We start from the raw sequence: 19,447 nt of genomic DNA on the forward strand, positions 1-19,447 counted from the left end.
CGACGTTACGTTCCGACACCGGAGTGGCCCCCGCCGGTTTCGTTCGGCGGGGGTGACGACAAAACCCTTATCCGATCCTCACACCCACGCTACGCCATGGACGAAGCCGACGTACGGGAGTTGCTCGGCCGGGTCGAGGACCCTGATCTCGGTGACGACATCGTGTCGCTCGGACTGGTCAACGGTGTCGAGATCGAGGACGGGGTGGCGAAGGTGTCGCTCGCCCTCGGGGCGCCCTACGCGCCGACCGAGAGCGCCATCGCCGCGGACGTGCGGGAGGTACTGGCCGACGCTGGCCTGGAGGTCGAACTCACGGCCAAGCGGCCCGCCGCCATCCGCGACGACGAGGTGTTACCGGGCGTGAAAAACGTCGTCGCCGTCGCCTCCGGGAAGGGGGGCGTCGGGAAGTCGACGGTCGCGGTCAACCTCGCCGCCGGGCTGTCGAAACTCGGCGCGAAGGTGGGCCTGTTCGACACGGACGTGTACGGCCCGAACGTACCCCGGATGCTCGATTCCCAGGACCCGCCGACGGCGACGGACGACGACACCATCATTCCGCCCGAACGCTACGGAGTGAAGCTCATCAGCATGGCGTTCATGGTCGGCGAGGACGACCCCGTCATCTGGCGCGGCCCGATGGTCCATCAGGTCCTCACCCAACTCGTCGAGGACGTGGAGTGGGGCGAACTCGACTACCTCGTCCTCGACCTGCCGCCGGGGACGGGTGATACGCAGTTGACCATCCTCCAGACGCTCCCGCTCGCCGGTGCCGTCATCGTCACGACGCCGGAGGAGGTGGCCGTCGACGACGCCCGCAAGGGCATCCGGATGTTCGGCCGCCACGACACGAACGTCCTCGGCCTCGTCGAAAACATGAGTTCCTTCGTCTGTCCCGACTGCGGCGGCCAACACGACATCTTCGGCTCCGGGGGCGGCCGCGAACTCGCGGAGGCGAACAACCTCCCCTACCTCGGCGGCGTCCCCCTCGATCCCGAGATCCGGAGCGGCGAGGAGCCGATGGTACTGAAAGACGACAACCCGACCGCCGACGCCTTCCGCGTCATCACCGAGGACGTCGCCAACAACGTCGGCGTCGTCAACCGGCGGCGCGTCTCGGACCGGTAGGACCGACCCCTTTTGTCTCCGGCGGGCGAGGTGCGCACGTGAACCCAGCACAGGACTCCCCCGACAATCCGTTCGGCATGGACGAGGACTGCCGGAACTGTTCGGATCTCTGTGACGCACGCACGAACGTCGTCCACGGCTACGGCGACGTCGCCGCGGACTTCCTGTTCGTCGGCGGCCGGCCGGGACCGGGTGCGGACCGCACCGGGGTCCCCTTCACCGGCGACGACGCCGGCCGTCGCCTCCAGCGAATCCTCGGCGCCCTCGACCTCTCGGCGTCGCCGCCCGACGCCGACCGCCCCGAACTCGAGGGGGCGTATCTCACCTACCTCACCCGGTGTCGCCACCCGGACCGCGGCCCGACCGACGAGGAGGTGGCGACCTGCGATCCCTACCTCACCGCCGACCTGCGCATGATCAACCCGGAGATCATCGTCCCCGTCGGGACGCGAGCGCTCCGGGGCGTCGCCACCGAACACACGACCCGCGATCCCGCGGAACTCGACGCCGCGGAGCAGCACGCGACGACGATCCGTGGCCGTGGCTTCGAACTCGTCCCGATGCGCGCCCTCGACGACCAGACCGACGCCGCAACCGAGGCCTTCGTCGAGTACTTCGCCGAGTCGGTGCTCGGACGGGACTACCGGCAGACGAAGGGACGGAGCGGCGCGCACGACTAGACACGGACCGGCGCGTTCAAGGGCGCGCCGCCACGACCCGGAGGTATGACCACCATCGCCGTGCTGGCCGATCCCCCGCGGGACGGGCTCGTCGCGACCGATCTCGCGGCGACGAGCCCACTGACCGAGGCCGAGGCCGCGGAGTGGTACGCCGCGGTCCTCAAAGACGTCCTCGTCGCCGTCGACCGCTCCGGCGGCGACCTCCTCGTCAACTACCGTCCGGACGACCTCCTGCCCGACGAACACGTCACGGAGACGGCGTCTGAGGCGGCCGTGCGGGCGGTGGCGGCGTCGGCGCTCGACGACCTCGGCGACGTTCGCTTCGAACCGCAAGTCGGCTCGAATATGGCCGCCCGCGCCGGCAACAGCGTCACTCACCTCCTCCGCGAGGAGGGTGTCGTCTCCGCCGCAGTCGTGGAACCGACCATCCCCTTCCTGACGCGGCCGATCGTCGACAACGCGGCGATGAAACTCCGGCGCTCCGAAGTCGTCCTCGGCACCTCGACCCGGGGGCGCGTCTACTACGCCGGCTTCACCGACCCGATCGACTTCACCGACGCCTTCGCCGACCCGTCGCTGGAGACGCTGACCGCGCGGGGCCGCGACGAGGGCCACGACGTCGACTTCCTGCCGGTCCAGCCGGTCGTCGAGACTGGGTCGGATCTGCTCGACGCGCTCCCCCTCCTGAACGCACGGGTCGACGCCGAACGGATCGTCCCCGTCCACACCGCCACCGTCGTCGACGAACTCGGCCTTCGGATCGACTACGACGGGGCGGAGCCGCGGCTGGTTCGGGACTGATACCGCCGGCCACAAGTTTCAACCGACCTACGTCTTTTTGTAGTGCGACCGACAACTTTTCCCCGACCATGAACGGAATCCGGGATTCGGTGGCGGTCGTAACGGGTGCGAGCAGCGGTATCGGCCGGGCGGCAGCGATGCGATTCGCCGCGGAGGGTGCGAGCGTCGTCGCGGCGGACGTGGACGCGGCCGGCGGGGAGGAGACCGTCGACGCGATCCACGAGGCCGGTGGCGAGGCGACGTTCGTCGAGACGGACGTGAGCGACCGGGACGACGTCGAGGCGATGGTCGCCACGGCCGTCGAGCGCTACGGCGGTCTCGACTTCGCGTTCAACAACGCCGGTATCGAGGGGCACAACGACTCGTTGGTCGATCAGTCGGACGACGACTGGGAGCGCGTCGTCGACATCAACCTCAAGGGCGTCTTTCTGGGACTGCAGGCCGAGATCCCCGCGATGATCGAGGACGGCGGCGGCGCCATCGTGAACACCTCCTCCATCGCGGGCGTCGTCGGCTTTCAGGGCGTCAGCCCCTACGTCGCGAGCAAGCACGGCGTGATCGGGTTGACCAAGACCGCCGCGCTGGAGTACGGCCGGGACGGCGTGCGGGTAAACGCCATCTCGCCGGGGGTGATCGAGACGCCGATGGTCGAACGGGCGTCGACGGCGAACCCGGAGATGATCGAGGGCGTCAGCGAGGCGACGCCGATGGGTCGCATCGGCGAGCCCGAGGAAATCGGCGACGCCGCGGTGTGGCTCTGCTCGGCCGACGCGTCCTTCGTGACCGGCGAGACGCTGGTGATCGACGGCGGGTACGTAAGTCAGTGAGCGTCGGCCGAACCGACAGGCCTTAGCCCGCCGCGACGGAACGTCGGGACGTGGTGGGATGGCAGAGCGGCCTATTGCGCCTGCCTTGAAAGCAGGTAGCCTCACGGCTTCCTGGGTTCGAATCCCAGTCCCACCGCTTCTCCGCGAACGCCAGTGAGCGGAGAGCGGCCGCTGGGATTCGAATCAGGGAGGGCGCGCGCAACGGAGTGAGCACGTCCGACCGTGGTTCGAATCCCAGTCCCACCGATGGCCGTCGCGCCCTGTTCTGGCGCGACGGACGAGTACGACTGGCGATTCGAGCCCGACCAGTCGCGCGCAGCGAGCGACGCGAGCGAGCACGTCTGGTTCCGGTTCGAATCCCAGTCCCACCGGTTTTCACGAGCGCTAGCGAGAGAAAAGCGACCGCTGGCGATTCGAATTCCAGTCCCACCGACTTCTCTCGACTCGCTTCGCTCGTCTCGATCAGTCGGTGACCTCCCGCTCGCTCCGCTCGCGGGAGTCCCACCGACGTCTCCCGACGCCCTTCGCTCGTCTCGATCAGTCGGTGACCTCCCGCTCGCTCCGCTCGCGGGAGTCCCACCGACGTCTCCCGACGCCCTTCGCTCGTCTCTGCCGGAACTTCACGTCAACAGTTATCGCGACACACGTCAGCCCACAACAATAATAATCGTTATACATCTGGATACAAACCATACGTGTATGTCGACAGGCCAGTCGATGACGGCGGCTTCGCACCGGTGTGGCTGCGGCGAAACCTTCGATACGACGGAGGCGCTCGTCCGGCACGCCCGAGAGGTACACCGGTTCTCCCCGCTGTAGGCTGTCGGCGACGTTCTCCGGTTTCGAACGTAACGGCTTTGAGCCACGCGACTAACGGTCGGACATGGATTGGCCACACGACCCGGACGGCGAGGAGGGCAGCGAGGGCGGCCGCAAGTACGGCCACGCCGTCATCGCCAAGAAAGTCGACGAAGACCAGGACTTCCCCCTCGAGGTCGCGGCCTTCGTCGACCAGTACGGCGACGACCCCGTTCGGATCGACCACGAGACGGTCGTCTCCCTCCGGGACATCTTCGAGGGCGTCGACGCCGAGGAGTTCGGCGACTTCGTCGAGATGCACCGCGCGCTCGGCAAGGCGATGCGGGCGAACGGCTACTGGTTCTATCAGGAATCGTCGTAAGGGTCAGCTCCCGTCGTGACCGTCCGGCGAGAGCCGGCGGCGACGTACTGTCTGAGGGTGCTGACGCCCGACGGGACCCCGATTTTGCGGAAGAGTTTATCAATTCTGCGGCCATTCGTGTTTGTATGGTACGTGATATCGGACGACGCGAGTTGCTCGTCGGGGCCGGAACGGCCGGTGCCGTCGGATTAGCGGGCTGTATCGGCGGTGGCGGCGACGGTGGCGACGGTGGCGGTGGCGACGGTGGCGGTGGCGGCGGTGGCGGCGACGGTGGCCCCGACATGCTCGTCGTCATCGGCTACCCCGAGAGCGGGATCCAGCTGTTCCGCGACTACTACTCCATGGCGAGCGGCGAACACGACATCCTCGTGCCGGACGGCCTCCGCGACGGCGCCATGCCCGGACAGGTCGGCAACGACATGGAGAACGTTATCGGGACGGCGCCCGCCGCAGGCGGGCCGAATCAGGAGGCGTTCACGTCGATGTTCCAGGACCAGTACGGCGCGGAACCAGGGGTGTTCACCTCCCAGTCGTACGACTCGGTCGCTCTCCAGATTCTCGCGAACGCGGCGGCGGGCGAGAACGACGGGACGGCCATCCGCGACCAGATGCGTCGTATCGCCAACCCCGGCGGCACCGAGTACGGCCCCCAGAACTTCCTCGACGCCGTCGAGGCGGCGGCCAACGGCGAGGACATCAACTACCAAGGCGCCTCCAGCGCGACCAACTTCAACCAGGCCGGCGATCCGGCGTCCGCGGCGTACGCCATCTGGGAGTTCCGAGGAGCCGATCAGGAGGGGACCAGCCAGGTCGAGGTGCAGAACTTCGAGGGCGCGAACCCGTCGGGTGGTGGCGCGATGGCCGACAGCGGCCCCGGCGGCATGGGCCGCACCATCGACGTGGGCATCCTCCTGCCGGAGACGGGTGACCTCGCGTCCGTCGGCGGCCCGATGATCCAGGCGGCGCAGTTGCCGGCGCGGCAGGTCAACAACTCCGATCTGGATCTGGAGGTGAACGCGCAGGTCGAGGACACCCAGACGTCGCCCTCGGCGGGCGTGACGGCGGCGGAAGCCCTCGTCAACGCCGGGATGCCGAGCGTCTGTGGCTCCGCGTCCTCCGGCGTGAACGTCCCCGTCTCACAGGAGGTGTTCATCCCCAACCAGATCGTCGGCTGTTCGCCGTCCAGTACCGCCCTCTCGGTCACGAGCCTCGACGACGACGACTACATCTTCCGGACCGCACCATCCGACCAGTTGCAGGGCCGCGTGATGGCACAGGTCGCGTCCGAACGCCTCGAGAACACGTCGGCGGCGACGCTGTACGTCAACAACGACTACGGCCAGCAACTCTCGAATCGCTTCACCGAAGTGTTCCAAGACGAGTTCGGCGGCACCGTGACGAATCAGGTGGCGTTCAACATCGGCGAGTCGTCGTACACGTCGGTGCTCGAGACGGCGCTGTCGGCCTAACCGCCGAGGAACTGCTGGCGGACCTCCTCGTCGTCGAGGAGCGTCCGGCCGTCGCCCTCGAACCGATTCTGGCCGTTCGCGAGGACGTACCCCCGATCACAGCGCCGGAGCGCCTCCTTCGCGTTCTGCTCGACCATCAGGATCGCCGTGCCGGCGTCGTTGATCTCGTCGATCCGGTCGAACATCTCGTCGACGAGGTCGGGCGCGAGACCGGCGCTCGGTTCGTCCAGCAGGAGGAGCGCGGGGTCGAGCATCAGCGCCCGGCCCATGGCGAGCATCTGTCGTTGCCCGCCGCTCATCGTCCCCGCCGTCTGGCTCTGGCGCTCCTCGAGGACCGGGAACCGCTCGAACACCTCCCGGAGTCGGTCTTCGGGCAGGTCGTCGAGGATGTACGCACCCATCTCCAGGTTCTCCCGGACCGACAGCGACGCGAACACGTTGTCGGACTGTGGCACGTATCCGATCCCCTCGTGGATGATCTCCTCGGGGGGACGGCCGGTGATGTCCCGGCCGTCGAAGGTCACCTCCCCACCCATGTAGGTGGTGAGGCCGAAGACGGACTTCATCACGGTCGACTTGCCGGCGCCGTTCGGGCCGACGATGGTGACGTACTCCTCGTCGCCGACGTCCATGTCGACGCCGCTCAGGATCTGGAGGTCGCCGTAGCCGGCGTCTAAGTCGCGGACGGTCAGGAGGCTCATACGTCGCCTCCCAGATACGCCTCGATGACCTCCTCGTTCGATTTGATCTCCGCGGGCGTCCCTTCGGTCAGAATCTGCCCCTGGTGCATCACGATCACGTGCCGGCAGTTGTTCATGATGAGATCCATGTCGTGTTCGACCAGGAGGAAGGTGTACCCCTGATCGCGGAGTTCGTGGATGTGTTCGAGGAGCCGTTTCTCCAGCGTCGGGTTGACGCCGGCGAACGGTTCGTCGAGGAGGAGCATGTCGGGGTCGGTCAGGAGCGCCCGTGCCATCTCCAGCAGTTTGCGCTGGCCGCCAGAGAGGTTGCCCGCGTACTCCTCGGCGAGGTGTTCGATGTCGAAGAAGTCAAGCGTCTCCCACACCCGGTCGAGGAGTTCGGCTTCCTGCTTTCGGACGCTCCCGCGGGCGCCGGGGAGGACCGACCGCCAGAGATGTTCGCCACGCTGGCCCTTCGGCGCGAGCATCATGTTCTCGAGGACGGTCATCTCGCCGAGTTCGCGGGCGATCTGGAAAGTCCTGACCAGCCCGCGATTGGCGATTTCGTAGGGTTCGTGCCCGGTGATGTCGTCGCCGTCGAAGGTGATCGTCCCCGTGTCGGGCGAGAGCATGCCGGTAATGAGGTTGAACGTCGTCGACTTGCCGGCGCCGTTCGGGCCGATCAGCCCCGTGAGCGTCCCGCGTTCGACCTCGAAGCTCGCGCCGTCGACGGCCGTGATGCCGCCGAAGCGTTTCGTCAGCCCCTCGACCCGGAGCGGCGTCTCGCTCACGTCGGGCCGGGACTGGGTGATCGACTTACTCATCGGTCGCACCTCCGGAGCCGTCGCCGTCGGTCCCCGGCGTCGGGGCGGCGTCAGGGTCCGAGCCGCCGCCACGGCCCGCGCCGCCGCCCGGCCGCCCGAGCGGGATGGCCGCGGCCGTCTCCTTGCGGTGGCCGAGCATTCCCTCCGGCCGATTGTGCATCAACCAGACGAGCGCGACGCCCATGACGACCAGCTGGAGCTGGCGCACCGAATCGAGCGTGTATAGCAGGAAGGGGAACGGATCGACGTTGGAGATGAGCGGCGAAATCGCCGGCCCGAAACTGCTCGGCGCCTCGCCGGGTTGGAAGACGGAGGTGACGACGTTCTGGAAGTAGAGCGGCCCCTGATAGAGGACGGCGGCGAAGACGGCCCCACCCATGACGCTGCCGGTATTGGACCCGGCGCCCCCGATGATGAGCGCGATCCAGACGAAGAAGGTGAGCCGCGGCCGGAAGAAGTTGGGCGTCACCGCGCCCTGGCCCATCAGCCAGAGGATACCGGCCAGCCCCATCAGCGCACAGCCGAGCATGAACGAGACGATTTTGAAGCGGTCGGTGTTCTTGCCGAGGGCGCGGGCCACGTCCTCGTCCTCGCGGATGGCCTTCAGGACGCGCCCGAACGGCGACTCGCCCGTCCGCTTCAGGAGCCAGAAGTAGGCGGCGACGACGCCGAGGAGGACCAGCCCGTAGACGAGACTGTGGACGATGGGTTCGGGGTTGTTCGGAACGACGCCGCCGACGAGGGCGACGAGACCGTCGTACGCCCCCGAGAGCCCGATGGCGTCGATGAACGCGAGGAGGGGGTCGGGGAAATCGAGGATGAGGCCGCTCCCGCCGCCGAAGCCGACGCGGGTGGTGTCGCCGGCGAGGTTGTACGGGAACTGGAACCGCTGGAAGGTCGACGAGAGGAAGGAGAAGCGGACGATTTCGGACATCGCGATGGTCACGATGGCGAGGTAGTCGGCGCGAAGCCGAAGCGCGGGGAGGGCAACGACGAAGCCGAGCACCGCAGCGGCGACCATCCCGGCGAGGATGCCGACCGGGATTGGGAGGCCGAGGCCGCCGACCTGCGCGGCACCCCCGGAGCCGTACAGCGGCTTGGAGACGAAGGCCATCACGTAGATGCCGACGGCCATGAAGCCGACGACGCCGATGTTGAACAGGCCGGTGTACCCCCAGTGGAGGTTCAAGGCGAGCGCGAGGGTGGCGAAGACGCCGATGTAGAAGGTGAGTGAGGCGAGCGAGTTCAACTGGCCGCGGACGCTGTAGCCGAGGACGAGGCCGCTGACGAGATACGCCCCGTAGATGACGAGCAGGAGGGCGGCGATTTTGACCGCGTCCTGTGCCCAGAGGTGGCGGAGCGTCCCGGCCGCGGATTCGTCGGTCTCGCTCTCGCTCATGCGGTCGACCTCCCGGAGAACAGCCCCTGCGGACGCACGAGCAGGATGACGATCATGACGACGAAGGCGGCGGCGCGGGAGAACGCGGAGGGGATCCAGATGACGGACACCGACGCCGCGATGCCGATGACGAGGCCGCCGGCGATGGCGCCGTAGATGGAGCCGATGCCGCCGAGGATGACCGCGGCGAAGATGAGCAAGAGGAGGAGCCAGCCGTCGTTGAAGCCGAGCGTCCCCTTCCAGAGGATGAACACGTAGCCGGCGACGCCGGTCAGGGCGCCGCCGATGATCCACGTCGCGCGGACGACGCGTTCGGTTGGAATCCCGGTCACGCGCGCGAGGTCCTCGTTGTCCGACATGGCGCGCATCGCCTTGCCGAGCTTCGTCGTCTGGAGGAGGAGGTGGACGGCGACCATGAGTCCGCCGGCGACGACGAAGAGCGTGGCGTCGTGGGCGTCGACCCGGACCACGCCGTCGACGAAATACAGCGACAGTTGTGGGACCGACCCGGCGGCTGTCGTGCCGCGGACGCTGGAGCCGAAGACGAACTGGATCAGGTAGCGAAGGGCGAACGCCACCCCGATGCTGGTGATCAGCAGGGTGATCCCGCTCTCGTCGCGGATGGGTCTGTAGACGACGCGGTCGATGGCCAGCGCCAGCAGCACCGTCGTGACGCCCGCGACGGCGATGCCGGCGACGACGGCGACGGGCGTCGTCGTCACGCCGATGCCGAGCGCACCGCCGAAGACGGAGCCGCCGGCGCCGACGAGGAGGAGCGAGCCGATGTCGGCCCGCCCCAACCCGGCGACGACGTACGTCGTTGCCCACCCGGCGAAGGCCCCGCTCGTGATGTAGTCGCCGTGTGAGAAGTTCGCGAAATTCAGAATGCTGTAGGTCATCGACAGACCGACCCCGGCGAGGCCGATCACGAGGCCGCGCATCACGCCGTCCCAGACGAGCGAGCCGAGACGCGAGAACGTGACCGCCCCGGAGACCAGCAGCCCCCAGGCGAGGGAGCCGAGAAGTACCACCCCGACCGCGGCGAAAGCGACCGTCAGGGGGCGGTCGACCGCGAACTCCAGCCACTCGCCCGGCGGTTTCGTAACGTCAGCTTCAGTTCCCGATGCCATATCTCTCGTGCTGTGTGCGGACGTGACGCAGGCATAAACCTTTCTTCCGCCTCGGTGCCGAGCGCGGCCAGCGACCTTCGTGTTTAGTTTGGAGCATTGTGCCAGCGAGCGAAACTCTGCAACCAGTTTTCAGCTGTTGCTGGTTCGACGTGGCTAAAACAGTTTGAAAACGAAGAGGTTCGTCGTTTTACTTCTCTAAAGATACGTTCAATGGCATTCCGATTTCCGTGGCGTTCTGTCTGAAATCGGAGCCCCGATCGGTCGAGTGCAGTTTGGAGATGTTTGGCGCCATCGACGAGAAACAGGGCGGATTCGACATCGTGTTTCTCCCGCAGTTCGTTGAGAAAGAGTTCGGTGAGACCGATTGTAGTGGTCGAAAACAGCCGTAGATGGAGTAATTCGTTCGTCTGTGGATCCGCGGCGGCGTACAGCCAGAACTGCTGATCGTTGATTCGAATCACGGTTTCGTCAACCGCAACCTGATTCGGAGCCTTTCCGCTGACCGGCTGTGGATCGGCCTTCTGTACCCAATCGTGAACCGCTTTTCGAGAACGTTCGACACCCAAACTATCAAGAGCAGAGACGGTATTCGAAAGTGATAGTCCAGCCAGATGCATCTGAATACCGAGCTTCATCGCCGGCTCGGGTGTCCGCTCTCGCTCCACAAAATCCAAATCAATCCAGTCGTTATTCCCGCTGAGGCGTGTGATTTCTGCCATAGACCAGCAAGAAATTCACTCGCCTCACTCTTCATCGTTAACTAAACACGAAGCCAGCGACCGGGGGAACTGACTTACGACGCGTGCCACTACCCCTCCGCATGGTCACGGTCGAACCGGCGGCGCCCGCCGAGGCCGACGCCGTCGCCGACCTCTGGGTGGCGCTCGCGACGGACGGGCGGCGGCACGGCTCCCACCTTCGCCCGGCGGCGAGCCGCGACGCAGTCCGGGAGTCGCTGGCTCGACACGCTGCCGACGGCGGCCTCACGGTAGCCCGCTCGGACGGGGAGCTCGTGGGGTTCGTCCGGTTCGACGTGGAGCGTGGCCCGCTGACGCAGGACTGCACTCGCGGCGTCGTCCGCGACCTGTTCGTCACCCCCGCCGCCCGCGACGACGGCGTGGGGACGCGCCTCCTCGACGCCGCCGAGGCGGCGCTCCGGGACCGCGGCGTCGACGTCGTCGCCGTCGAGGCGCTCGCCCGCAACGCGGACACGATCCGGTTCTACGAACGTCGGGGGTACCGACCCCACCGGATCGAGTTCGAACGGGAGGTCGAAAACGATAAACGTCCACGCAGGGACCGGTAATCTGCCGCCGTGCCAGGGGAGCATGGGTGGTGCATGCACTCGACTTGTAATCGAGATTTCGTGGGTTCAAATCCCACCCCTGGCTCTTCTGACGGAACGAAGTGGAGTCGAAGAGCCACGAGTGGGATTCGAATCGGGGAGCAGCTTGCTGCGGCCGGGAGCCGACGGCGTCCCGCGTGCCGGCCCATCTACTCGACGGCTACCGTGCGAAAGTACTCGAAGCAGTCCTCCAGGTCGGCCATCGTCACGTCGCCGGTCCGATCGATCGTCGCGAGATAGCCCGACTTCCGGGAGTCCGGGTCGGCCTGCACGACGACGAACGCTTCGTCGAAGAGGTGGAGGGTTCCGGTGAGACGGCCACATTTGAACTCGGTTTCGAGCCGCTCGGAGAGGAGCTGTCCGAGGGTGATTTCGTCGACGACGCGCTGATCGTCTCGGTCGGTGTAGAGGGCTCGAACGTCGTCGCGCATCCGGGTCTCGAACTGTCCGTTCCGAAACCGCGTGACGGCACGGAGCGCGTCGCCGTATTGCGCGACCAGATGCTCCCACACCTCGTCGACCGTCACATCAGTCATCGGTGGCGCCGCGTAGCTGCGTGAGCACCTCGTCGACGACTTCGTGGTCGGCGGCGACGATGTAGCGCCGGCCGGCGACGAGCGTGGTCGAGTGCTGGACAGCCACGTCCCCGCTGGCCTGTGAGATGACGAGCGAGCCCTCGGGGAGGGCGTCGGCGACGACTTCGCCCGCGGCGGGCGCGTCGTAGCCCACCCGCACGTCGAACAGTTCGAGGTCGCCGGTGACGCCTTCGAGCGTGCGGATATCGCTCCCGGCGAGGGCGTTGACGGCCGCCTTGATGCTCGCCCGCTCGGGGAAGTACACCCGGTCGACGAACTCGGTGTACTCGTCGCCGTCCTCGACTTGGATGCGCGCGACGGTTTCGAGATCCGGAAAGAGCTGTTTGGCCGCCATGCAGACGGCGAGGTTGGTCGACTGGTCGCCTGTCAGCGCGCCGACTACGTCCGTCTCGTCGGTGATTGCCCGTTTGAGCATCGAGGGACGCGTGGCGTCGCCCTCCAGATACGTTACGCGGTCGTCCGCGTCCGCGGCGTCGATCCGACTCGCGTCCCGTTCGACGATGGTCACGTCGGTGCCGCGGTTGACGAAGTCCTCCGCCACCCGCCGCCCGACTCGGCCGCCGCCGGCGATGACGATGTGGTCCCGTTCGGCCATACTGTGTGCTACCACACCCCGTCCGTTAAGTGTAGGGACCGCGGGAAATGTGGCCACGCGGTCGAGCCGGTTGCTCGGGGTCGTACAGGTTATTGTGAGTCGGTACCGGCGGTTCGTCGCCCGATCACGGACTCCATCTCGAGTTCGTACAGCGTGAACGCCACGTCCTCGACGGCTTCGTCGAACAGTCGGAACGGCGGGAACCACTCGTTGAGCGTCGCCTCGTCGACGGCGCCCGACCACTCCGTGATCGGCCCGCGAACGTGGATGCTCCACGACTCGTCGGTGCCGGCAGCGAAGGGGACGAACGTCGCCGTCTCGGTCGTCTCGAGGTAGCGTCGCTTCTCGCCGTCGTCGTCGTGGGTACTGACGCGGAGGAGGAGTCGGTCGCCGTCGTAGTGGTAGCTCAGCGGTACTGCGTAGGCGTCGTCGCCGTCGGCGAGGGCGAGGACGCCGTGGGAGCCGGCGCGGAGGTAGTCGTCCAGCTCGGCGGCGTCCATGCCGACGGTGTAGACGTACTCGACGTGGTCCATGCGGAGCCTACGCCGCGCGAACACAAATACCCGACAGCCGGTCGATCAGTCCGCTTCGATGCCACAGGGGCCGTCCATGGCGTCGGTCGAGGTGTCGGCGGTCGACGGGGAGAGGCGTGCACGAAGTCGGCAGAGCGTCACGCGAACGTCTAGGGACTCGCTGCCGATCACGGCGAAGCCGGCGAAGATGGTCACGAATCCGCCGACGGCGAGCGTCGAGACGAGTTCGCCGAGGAGCGCCCAGCCACCCACCGCGGCGACGACGGGCACGGCGTAGAAGACGAGGTTCGCCCGAATCGCCCCCGCGGCGTCGAGGAGGCCGAAGTAGGCGATGTAGGCGACGGCGCCGGCCAGCAAGCCGACGTACGCCAGTGCGGCGATGGCCTCGGGGTGCCAGACGACCGCGTCCGGCGACTCGCCGGTCCACCAGCTGAGCAGGTGCGTGAGTGCCGCCGCGAAGGGGAGTCCCCACGCGGTCCGGACGGTACTCGACAGGGAGTCGCCGCTCCAGCGGATGAGGACGCTCCCGACCGCGCCGGTGATCGCTCCGGCCAGCAGGATGGCCTTGCCGACCCCGAGGTCGAGGAGGGTCGCGGGGTCGGGGTTGACCACGAGGGCGACGCCGACGAAGCCGAGGGCCATGCCCGCGACGCCGCGCCGGGAGAGGCGCTCGTCGGCCAACAGGAGCGCGGCGAAGATGGGCGTCAGGATGGGGTTGAGGCTGAAGACGATGGCGGCGACGGCGCTGGTGGTGTACCCCTGCCCCACGAACAGGAGGGCGTTCGTCAGGCCGATGGCGAGGACGCCAGTTGCGAGGATGCCGGCGGCGTCGTGTCGGGTACGTGGCAGGAGTCGGTCACGCGGCGTCGTGGCGACGGCGTACGCGCCGAGCGCGACGGCCGCCACGTCGAAGCGGAGCGCGACGAAGAGGAGGGGCGGGAAGTAGTCGAGACCGGCCTTCGCCGCGACGAAGGTGCCGCCGAAGAGGATGCCCGCGACCGCGAACGCGGCCAGCGCGCGACGGTCTGCCGAGGTCACTCCGCACCCTCGCCGCCGTACCGTTCGAGAGCCGTTCCGAAAGCCGAAATACGCGAGTAGTGAGTCATCGAGTAGGTGTAGGGTACGGAGCTACTTAGTTTAATTCGTGAAATATTGCACGCTAAGAAAGGCACTCGATCCGGGTTCCGGCGCGCACGGGGTGCAACGCTTTCACGGGGCGAAAGTGGTTTCCGGTCACGGGGAGGACGGTCGGTATGGAGTCCGCACTCGCGGAGATCGAGTTCCTCGCGCGCTCGCCGAATCGGGTGGCGGTGCTCCGCCGCCTCGCCGAGGGGCGGCATACGCGCACGGACCTCGTGGTGGCGACCGGCGCCTCGCAGGCGACGCTCGGGCGGATTCTCCGCGACTTCGAGGAGCGTTCGTGGATCAGACGCGTCGACGGCGGCTACGTCGCCACCGCGACGGGCGAACTCGTCGCCGACGGCTTCTTCGACCTGCTCGACATCGTGGCGACGGAGACGGAGCTCCGGCCGATCCTGGACTACCTCCCGACGGACGCCATCGACGTCGACCTCCGGCGGTTCGGCGACGCGACCATCACCGTCCCGAGCGGAACGAAACCGAACGCGCCGGTCGGGCGCGTCCTCGACCTGCTCGGCGGGGCGTCGTCGGTCCGGGCGTTCTCCCACGCGTTCAACGAGGGGAGCCTCGGCGTCGTCGAGCGGCGCGTGACCGCCGGGGAGATGACGTTCGAAGGAGTGTTCTCCCGGGACGCCATCGACGCCGTGGCCGACGACGAGGGGCTGCGGCGGCGCCTCGAATCCCTCCTCGACGCGCCGGGCGCGAGCCTCCGGGTCCGGCCGGCCGAGATTCCGGTGGCCGTGACCGTCGCCGACGAGCGGGTCCATCTCCTCCTCCGGGACGCGAACGGCGTGTTACAGGCCTCGGTCGACACCGACGATCCGGTCGTCCGCGACTGGGCCGACGAGCGGTTCGAACGGTACTGGCAGGAGGCGTCCGCGCTCGGATACGACGACATCGACGCCTGAGACGGGTTGTCGTGAGCCATACCGATGGTTCGCCGGGACAGATCGGCGAACCACCGATACACAGTCACAATGATCCGTACGGGACGCTACGCGTTGCCGATCAGGAACGGGAGCGTCGGTAGTTCGCGAGGCGACCGCCACAGGTCGGACAGGTCATCCGAAACGGCCCCGCTTCCAGTTCCCGGTCACAGCCCGGACAAACGTAGCGCGCCATCACATCTGCGTCATTGCACCGGTCCTAATTAAATATTTTCGTGATAGTGTTACCGTATCGTTTTGTTTTTCCGCGCATTTATTCGTATTTTCTAATTCATCGTGGCGGTCCGGAGGGAAAACACTTAGCGGACGCCCGCCGCAGGGTTCGGTATGCCCCAGTTGCGGTCCTGTTACTTCTGTGGTTCCGTCGGCGACTCGCTCCGGGAGTACGAAGTCGTCCCCGAGCGGCTGGTCGCGTCGGGCGAGTCACGGTCGGCGGTGCTCTGTTCGGACTGTCGGGAGAAACTCCGGCGCGTGCTCGAACCGCTGGTCGAGGCGGCGGAGTCGTCGGCCGGCGGCGGTCCCGAACCGGGCACGGCCGCCATCGGCGAAGTCACGTTCGAATCCGGCGACGCGACGCCCGACGACGAGGCGGCGACGGACGGCCGGGACGGCGACGACGACGAGACGGTGACGGTGACCGAACGCGACGCCGACGGCGACGGGAGCGGAACCGACGATAGCGAGAGCGGAACCAACGAGTCCGACGTGCCGGACGGCTACCACAAGGTCCTCCGTCTACTCCAGAACCGCGAGTTCCCGATGGAGCGGGCCGACCTGACCGCGCTGGTGACCGGCGCGTACGACGTCTCCGAGCCACAGTGCGAGCGCATCCTCGAGACGGCTATCGAACGCGGCGTGTTGGTCGAGGACGGCTCGACGCTCGACATCGGTCGGAACTGATAGGGGTTGTCGTACCTCTCCAGCGATTCTCGCCGGACCGTCTAAGCCCCTGTGTCCCGGACTGCCGGCGCCGCGGGCGTCGAATCTGTCGATACCTCGAAGACACGAACAATTATGAACGAGAGTCGATAACGTGCGTTCGGTGGTAGCGAATGAGCCTCATGGACAAGGTGAAGGAACTACTGGCCCCGGACGAGGAGGAGACGGTCCTGTACGACTACGAGTGCCAGGACTGTGAGAAAACGATCACGTCCAGCGACGAGCCCGAAACCGCCACGTGCAAGAACTGTGGCTCGTCGAACCTGGAGCAAGTCGGGAAGATGTACGCCGGCGGCGGCGGTGGCGGCGGCGCCGGGTGACGGGGGCGACACCACACCGAATTCTTTCGAGCGCGACGCGTCGAGCGGCGTCGCCGTCGGCCGTTACGCTCCCCGACTCGATCCGCCCGGCAGCCGTTCCGGGTCGCCGGAGCGGAGGATGTACTCGATGGCGATGCCGTTGAGCGGCGAGTCCGCCGCCTCGGCGTGTTCCCGCGCCAGGTCGAAGTAGTCCATCGTGATCGAGACGACGTTGTCGTAGGCCGCCGCGTCGCTGTCGGCGAGGACGTACTCGGCGGTGACGGGGGTGAGTTGCCCCTCCGCCACGTCGTCGTGGTAGTCGTCCACGTCGTCCAGCCAGATCTGGGCGCCGATGATGGCGAGGACGATGGAAGTGCCGAAGGCCTCGGGAATCTCGAAGCCGACGCCGCGGTAGGCGTCGAGCATCCCCTTGTAGATGACGCCCACGCGGTCGTACTGCGTCTTGAGATATGGCAGGTCGCGTTCGTGGGAGCCGAACGGGGCGTCGTCGGGGACGGGAGCGTACTTGTACTCGTCCTCGATGCTCGCTTTCGCCGCCGCGTCGCCCTCGAGGGCGGCCGCGAGCAGGTCCCGGAAGCCCTCGTCCTGCGCTTGATGCGCCTCGGAAATCTCGACGGCCGCGTCGTAGGCGTCCCGAACCGCGTCGGGCGCCCGGTCGAAGGCGTCCTCGACGACGCCCTGCAGGTACGACTGGGCGCACTCGGCGACCCGGCGCCGATCCGGATCTGGGTCGCCGACGAGTTCGACCTCGAAGTCCTCGAACTCGTCGTCGTTGATGGCGTCGCGCATGTCGCCGTCGAGCAACGCCTGCACGATGAGCGCCGTCGCCTCCTCGGCCATCTCGACGTACTCGCGGGCCTCGCGGTTGGCGGAGGACGACGGGTCGCCGCGGAAGGGGAGCCGACCGGCCTCGTCCGTGATCGGATCGTATCCGCCCGTCGCGCGGGCGAGCGCCCGGCGATAGAGGTAGCCGAGGGTGAGTTCCGCGGGGAGGGTGAGCTTCGTCTCGTAGGCGAAGGTGACGTCCTCGACGCCGAGAGCGGCGGCGATTTCCGATTCGATTTCGCCGTACACCGACTCGAGGATGGTATCGAGGGTGTCGTCGACGGCCGATTTGATCCGGAGCGCCCGGTAGTCGAGGCGGCCGGTCTCGGCGTAGTAGCCGAGGATCGCCCGCTGGGCGGTCGGCAACCGGTCGAGTCCGGCGAGACGGGCGGCGACGGCCCGCGGCGGCGACCGGCTCATCGGTCGGGACGGTCCGCCGCGGCCGCCGCCCTCACCTCCCACCGGGGGTTTCGGGTGCGCATTGGGGGGAGGTGCCCGGCGACGGCCATCAACCTTGCCATCGGCTCCGCGCCGATGAGTTAGACTTTCGGTCGTGGACCCCCCAGACCGTCCCATGCAGGTCCACACGGTCGGTGAGGGGACCCCCGAGGTGGCAGTCGTCGGCGCGGTCCACGGGGACGAACCCTGTGGCGCCCGCGCCATCGAGCGCTTCCTCGCGTCCGACCCCGAGGTCGACCGCCCGGCGAAGTTGATCATCGCGAACGAACGCGCGCTGGAGCGGGGGGTCCGCTACGTCGAGACGGATCTGAACCGCGCGCTCCCCGGCGACCCCGAGAGCGACCTGTACGAGGAACGCCTCGCCCACGACCTGGCGACGGCGGTCGAGGGCTGTCTCTCGCTCGGCATCCACTCGACCGTCTCCTACGACGAAGCCTTCGCCAACGTCGCCTACCTGAACGACCGCAAACGCGAGATTGCGGCCCACCTCCCCGTCACCGGCATCGTCGACTTCACCGCCGTCTCCGACGGTCGCTCCGTCGAACTCCCCGGATTCGTCGACATCGAGGCCGGCTACCAAGGCTCGGACGCGGCCGTCGACAACGCCTACGACTGCATCGTCGCCTTCCTCCAGACCACGGGCGTCCTCCCCGGCGACCCGCCGGCCCAGGACCCCGGTTTCTACGAGGTGACCGAGGCCATCTACAAGGAACCCACCCGAACCTACCGCGTCCGCGCCCGGAACTTCGAACGCGTCGCGCCGGGGGAGACGTTCGCCACCGTCGACGGCGACCCCCTCGTCGCCGACGACGAGTTCTGGCCCGTCCTCATGTCCGCCGAGGGCCACGACAAACTGCTCGGCTACCGCTCTACCTACCACGGCCCGTTCTCGACGGTTCCGGGGGCCCAGGCCGACGCGACGGACGACTAGAGTCGCGTTTGAAAGCCATCGTCCATCCGAGCGCACGACATCGTTCGATCGGGTGTGCAGACAGTTTCAAACGCGACTATCGACGCGTCAGATACGCCGGCGGCACGCGGTCGATCGTGTACGTCTCGCGCCCGCGCTTCGTGATGCGGTACTCGTCCAGCAACGACGCCGCGTCGATCAGGAAGACGACCGGATCGGCCGCGTGCCGCCGACCCACCGCGCGAGCCTCGTCGACCGACGCCGACAGATGCACCTGCTGGCGACCCATCGGCCGCAGTCCCTCGTGCTCGATGGCCGCGACGTTCCCGGGCGCGGTGCCGTGGTAGAGTCGGTCGGGCACCGGCGCGTCGGTCGGTTCGATATCGACGGCGACGGAGTGGCCGTAGGCGGCGCGGACGCGGCCGTCGCTCCGCTCGAACCGCCCCTTCGGATCGGTCACGACGACGGCTTCGACGGCCGCCTCGTCGGCCCACGGGTAGCGCTCCGTCGCCGCGGCCACGAGGTCGGCCCACGCCACCCAGCCCCGGTCGTCGAGCGAGAGGCCGGCGTCCCCGGGGAAGTGTCGGAGCGCGCCGCTGAGGAATTTGGAGAGGCGCGTGCGGCGCGCGGCCGACAGCACTTCGTCGCCGACGGTCCCGCAGTCGGGACACGCGCCGGCGACGAGGTCGTGGTCCGGACAGCGACGAACGGGGTCGGTCACGG

General features: G+C 67.6%; 22 protein-coding genes and 2 tRNA genes. 13 read left to right on the forward strand and 11 right to left on the reverse strand.

The features are described 5' to 3' along the window. The first annotated feature begins 96 nt into the window (after positions 1–96). The 7 genes from DU484_RS13225 (at position 97) to DU484_RS13255 (ending at position 6,082) form a co-directional block, all read left to right on the forward strand. Positions 97–1,125 (forward strand): Mrp/NBP35 family ATP-binding protein, encoded by a 1,029-nt coding sequence (locus DU484_RS13225; protein ID WP_114606167.1) that lies wholly within the window; start codon positions 97–99, stop codon positions 1,123–1,125. Between the two features lie 77 nt (positions 1,126–1,202). Further along, positions 1,203–1,805 (forward strand): uracil-DNA glycosylase, encoded by a 603-nt coding sequence (locus tag DU484_RS13230; protein WP_114587270.1) that lies wholly within the window; start codon positions 1,203–1,205, stop codon positions 1,803–1,805. Positions 1,806–1,850: 45 nt separating this feature from the next. Next, on the forward strand, positions 1,851–2,606 hold the full coding sequence (locus tag DU484_RS13235) for a hypothetical protein (RefSeq protein WP_114606168.1): 756 nt from the start codon (positions 1,851–1,853) through the stop codon (positions 2,604–2,606). A gap of 68 nt (positions 2,607–2,674) precedes the next feature. Next, positions 2,675–3,433, forward strand: a complete 759-nt coding sequence (locus DU484_RS13240) for an SDR family oxidoreductase (RefSeq protein WP_114586458.1) — start codon at positions 2,675–2,677, stop codon at positions 3,431–3,433. Positions 3,434–3,485: 52 nt separating this feature from the next. Then, positions 3,486–3,569: transfer RNA gene (locus DU484_RS13245), tRNA-Ser, on the forward strand. A gap of 747 nt (positions 3,570–4,316) precedes the next feature. Further along, the gene (locus DU484_RS13250; protein WP_114606169.1) at positions 4,317–4,613 is read left to right on the forward strand and encodes a DUF5785 family protein; all 297 of its coding nucleotides are present in this window, start codon (positions 4,317–4,319) and stop codon (positions 4,611–4,613) included. Positions 4,614–4,738: 125 nt separating this feature from the next. Continuing rightward, complete coding sequence (locus tag DU484_RS13255) at positions 4,739–6,082, forward strand: ABC transporter substrate-binding protein (protein ID WP_114606170.1); 1,344 nt, start codon at positions 4,739–4,741, stop codon at positions 6,080–6,082. Here DU484_RS13255 and DU484_RS13260 read toward each other — a convergent pair. The 5 genes from DU484_RS13260 to DU484_RS13280 all read right to left on the reverse strand — a co-directional run bounded on the left by DU484_RS13260 (position 6,079) and on the right by DU484_RS13280 (position 10,834). Beyond that, complete coding sequence (locus DU484_RS13260; RefSeq protein WP_114606171.1) at positions 6,079–6,783, reverse strand: ABC transporter ATP-binding protein; 705 nt, start codon at positions 6,781–6,783, stop codon at positions 6,079–6,081. The genes DU484_RS13255 and DU484_RS13260 overlap by 4 nt on opposite strands. Then, a complete protein-coding gene (locus DU484_RS13265) occupies positions 6,780–7,586 on the reverse strand; it encodes an ABC transporter ATP-binding protein (protein ID WP_114606172.1) in 807 nt (268 codons plus the stop codon). The genes DU484_RS13260 and DU484_RS13265 overlap by 4 nt, the downstream gene beginning before the upstream one ends. After that, a complete protein-coding gene (locus tag DU484_RS13270) occupies positions 7,579–8,985 on the reverse strand; it encodes a branched-chain amino acid ABC transporter permease (RefSeq protein WP_114606173.1) in 1,407 nt (468 codons plus the stop codon). The genes DU484_RS13265 and DU484_RS13270 overlap by 8 nt, the downstream gene beginning before the upstream one ends. Then, positions 8,982–9,926 carry a branched-chain amino acid ABC transporter permease gene (locus tag DU484_RS13275; protein WP_187347807.1) on the reverse strand — a complete coding sequence of 315 codons (945 nt, stop codon included), beginning with the start codon at positions 9,924–9,926 and terminating at the stop codon, positions 8,982–8,984. Before DU484_RS13275 ends, DU484_RS13270 begins: the two co-directional genes overlap by 4 nt. 272 nt (positions 9,927–10,198) lie before the next feature. After that, a complete protein-coding gene (locus DU484_RS13280; protein WP_114606175.1) occupies positions 10,199–10,834 on the reverse strand; it encodes an IS6 family transposase in 636 nt (211 codons plus the stop codon). Between the two features lie 101 nt (positions 10,835–10,935). Between DU484_RS13280 and DU484_RS13285 the strand changes: the two genes are divergently transcribed. Both DU484_RS13285 and DU484_RS13290 read left to right on the forward strand, forming a co-directional pair. After that, the gene (locus DU484_RS13285; protein ID WP_114606176.1) at positions 10,936–11,421 is read left to right on the forward strand and encodes a GNAT family N-acetyltransferase; all 486 of its coding nucleotides are present in this window, start codon (positions 10,936–10,938) and stop codon (positions 11,419–11,421) included. Between the two features lie 11 nt (positions 11,422–11,432). Further along, positions 11,433–11,506, forward strand: a tRNA-Thr gene (locus DU484_RS13290). 103 nt (positions 11,507–11,609) lie between these two features. On the opposite strand, the gene DU484_RS13295 is transcribed toward DU484_RS13290, so the two are convergent. The 4 genes from DU484_RS13295 to DU484_RS13310 all read right to left on the reverse strand — a co-directional run bounded on the left by DU484_RS13295 (position 11,610) and on the right by DU484_RS13310 (position 14,222). After that, entirely contained in the window at positions 11,610–11,996 is a 387-nt protein-coding gene (locus tag DU484_RS13295) for a hypothetical protein (protein WP_157969353.1), read from the reverse strand. Next, the gene (locus DU484_RS13300; protein ID WP_114586462.1) at positions 11,989–12,651 is read right to left on the reverse strand and encodes a potassium channel family protein; all 663 of its coding nucleotides are present in this window, start codon (positions 12,649–12,651) and stop codon (positions 11,989–11,991) included. The genes DU484_RS13295 and DU484_RS13300 overlap by 8 nt, the downstream gene beginning before the upstream one ends. Before the next feature lie 89 nt (positions 12,652–12,740). Continuing rightward, the gene (locus DU484_RS13305; RefSeq protein WP_114606177.1) at positions 12,741–13,184 is read right to left on the reverse strand and encodes a pyridoxamine 5'-phosphate oxidase family protein; all 444 of its coding nucleotides are present in this window, start codon (positions 13,182–13,184) and stop codon (positions 12,741–12,743) included. A gap of 45 nt (positions 13,185–13,229) precedes the next feature. After that, complete coding sequence (locus tag DU484_RS13310; protein ID WP_114586464.1) at positions 13,230–14,222, reverse strand: DMT family transporter; 993 nt, start codon at positions 14,220–14,222, stop codon at positions 13,230–13,232. A 215-nt stretch (positions 14,223–14,437) separates the two neighbouring features. Here DU484_RS13310 and DU484_RS13315 point away from each other — a divergent pair, with 215 nt between their 5' ends. The 3 genes from DU484_RS13315 to DU484_RS13325 all read left to right on the forward strand — a co-directional run bounded on the left by DU484_RS13315 (position 14,438) and on the right by DU484_RS13325 (position 16,530). Next, positions 14,438–15,232 (forward strand): helix-turn-helix transcriptional regulator, encoded by a 795-nt coding sequence (locus DU484_RS13315; RefSeq protein ID WP_114586465.1) that lies wholly within the window; start codon positions 14,438–14,440, stop codon positions 15,230–15,232. A 366-nt stretch (positions 15,233–15,598) separates the two neighbouring features. Further along, on the forward strand, positions 15,599–16,171 hold the full coding sequence (locus tag DU484_RS13320; RefSeq protein ID WP_114586466.1) for a hypothetical protein: 573 nt from the start codon (positions 15,599–15,601) through the stop codon (positions 16,169–16,171). A gap of 152 nt (positions 16,172–16,323) precedes the next feature. Next, a complete protein-coding gene (locus tag DU484_RS13325; RefSeq protein ID WP_157969354.1) occupies positions 16,324–16,530 on the forward strand; it encodes an FmdB family zinc ribbon protein in 207 nt (68 codons plus the stop codon). 63 nt (positions 16,531–16,593) lie between these two features. Here DU484_RS13325 and DU484_RS13330 read toward each other — a convergent pair whose 3' ends face one another. Next, entirely contained in the window at positions 16,594–17,775 is a 1,182-nt protein-coding gene (locus DU484_RS13330; RefSeq protein ID WP_114606178.1) for a hypothetical protein, read from the reverse strand. 154 nt (positions 17,776–17,929) lie between these two features. Between DU484_RS13330 and DU484_RS13335 the strand changes: the two genes are divergently transcribed. Then, positions 17,930–18,745, forward strand: coding sequence for a M14 family metallopeptidase (locus DU484_RS13335; protein ID WP_114606179.1), 816 nt, complete (start codon positions 17,930–17,932; stop codon positions 18,743–18,745). 76 nt (positions 18,746–18,821) lie between these two features. On the opposite strand, the gene DU484_RS13340 is transcribed toward DU484_RS13335, so the two are convergent. Next, the gene (locus DU484_RS13340) at positions 18,822–19,445 is read right to left on the reverse strand and encodes an RNA 2'-phosphotransferase (RefSeq protein WP_114606180.1); all 624 of its coding nucleotides are present in this window, start codon (positions 19,443–19,445) and stop codon (positions 18,822–18,824) included. Between the last annotated feature and the right edge of the window lie 2 nt (positions 19,446–19,447).

The organism is Haloplanus rubicundus, from assembly GCF_003342675.1.
Lineage (GTDB): Archaea > Halobacteriota > Halobacteria > Halobacteriales > Haloferacaceae > Haloplanus > Haloplanus rubicundus.

Excerpts from the sequence above, each read along its gene's own strand:
- DU484_RS13240 (WP_114586458.1), top strand. The coding sequence starts at position 2,675 with ATGAACGGAATCCGGGATTCGGTGGCGGTCGTAACGGGTGCGAGCAGC.
- DU484_RS13325 (WP_157969354.1), top strand. The coding sequence starts at position 16,324 with ATGAGCCTCATGGACAAGGTGAAGGAACTACTGGCCCCGGACGAGGAG.
- DU484_RS13300 (WP_114586462.1), bottom strand. The coding sequence starts at position 12,651 with ATGGCCGAACGGGACCACATCGTCATCGCCGGCGGCGGCCGAGTCGGG.
- DU484_RS13275 (WP_187347807.1), bottom strand. The coding sequence starts at position 9,926 with ATGCGCGGCCTCGTGATCGGCCTCGCCGGGGTCGGTCTGTCGATGACC.
- DU484_RS13335 (WP_114606179.1), top strand. The coding sequence starts at position 17,930 with ATGCAGGTCCACACGGTCGGTGAGGGGACCCCCGAGGTGGCAGTCGTC.
- DU484_RS13280 (WP_114606175.1), bottom strand. The coding sequence starts at position 10,834 with ATGGCAGAAATCACACGCCTCAGCGGGAATAACGACTGGATTGATTTG.
- DU484_RS13285 (WP_114606176.1), top strand. The coding sequence starts at position 10,936 with ATGGTCACGGTCGAACCGGCGGCGCCCGCCGAGGCCGACGCCGTCGCC.
- DU484_RS13295 (WP_157969353.1), bottom strand. The coding sequence starts at position 11,996 with ATGACTGATGTGACGGTCGACGAGGTGTGGGAGCATCTGGTCGCGCAA.
- DU484_RS13235 (WP_114606168.1), top strand. The coding sequence starts at position 1,851 with ATGACCACCATCGCCGTGCTGGCCGATCCCCCGCGGGACGGGCTCGTC.
- DU484_RS13320 (WP_114586466.1), top strand. The coding sequence starts at position 15,599 with ATGCCCCAGTTGCGGTCCTGTTACTTCTGTGGTTCCGTCGGCGACTCG.
- DU484_RS13265 (WP_114606172.1), bottom strand. The coding sequence starts at position 7,586 with ATGAGTAAGTCGATCACCCAGTCCCGGCCCGACGTGAGCGAGACGCCG.
- DU484_RS13230 (WP_114587270.1), top strand. The coding sequence starts at position 1,203 with ATGGACGAGGACTGCCGGAACTGTTCGGATCTCTGTGACGCACGCACG.
- DU484_RS13250 (WP_114606169.1), top strand. The coding sequence starts at position 4,317 with ATGGATTGGCCACACGACCCGGACGGCGAGGAGGGCAGCGAGGGCGGC.
- DU484_RS13315 (WP_114586465.1), top strand. The coding sequence starts at position 14,438 with ATGGAGTCCGCACTCGCGGAGATCGAGTTCCTCGCGCGCTCGCCGAAT.
- DU484_RS13225 (WP_114606167.1), top strand. The coding sequence starts at position 97 with ATGGACGAAGCCGACGTACGGGAGTTGCTCGGCCGGGTCGAGGACCCT.
- DU484_RS13255 (WP_114606170.1), top strand. The coding sequence starts at position 4,739 with ATGGTACGTGATATCGGACGACGCGAGTTGCTCGTCGGGGCCGGAACG.
- DU484_RS13305 (WP_114606177.1), bottom strand. The coding sequence starts at position 13,184 with ATGGACCACGTCGAGTACGTCTACACCGTCGGCATGGACGCCGCCGAG.
- DU484_RS13330 (WP_114606178.1), bottom strand. The coding sequence starts at position 17,775 with ATGAGCCGGTCGCCGCCGCGGGCCGTCGCCGCCCGTCTCGCCGGACTC.
- DU484_RS13260 (WP_114606171.1), bottom strand. The coding sequence starts at position 6,783 with ATGAGCCTCCTGACCGTCCGCGACTTAGACGCCGGCTACGGCGACCTC.
- DU484_RS13270 (WP_114606173.1), bottom strand. The coding sequence starts at position 8,985 with ATGAGCGAGAGCGAGACCGACGAATCCGCGGCCGGGACGCTCCGCCAC.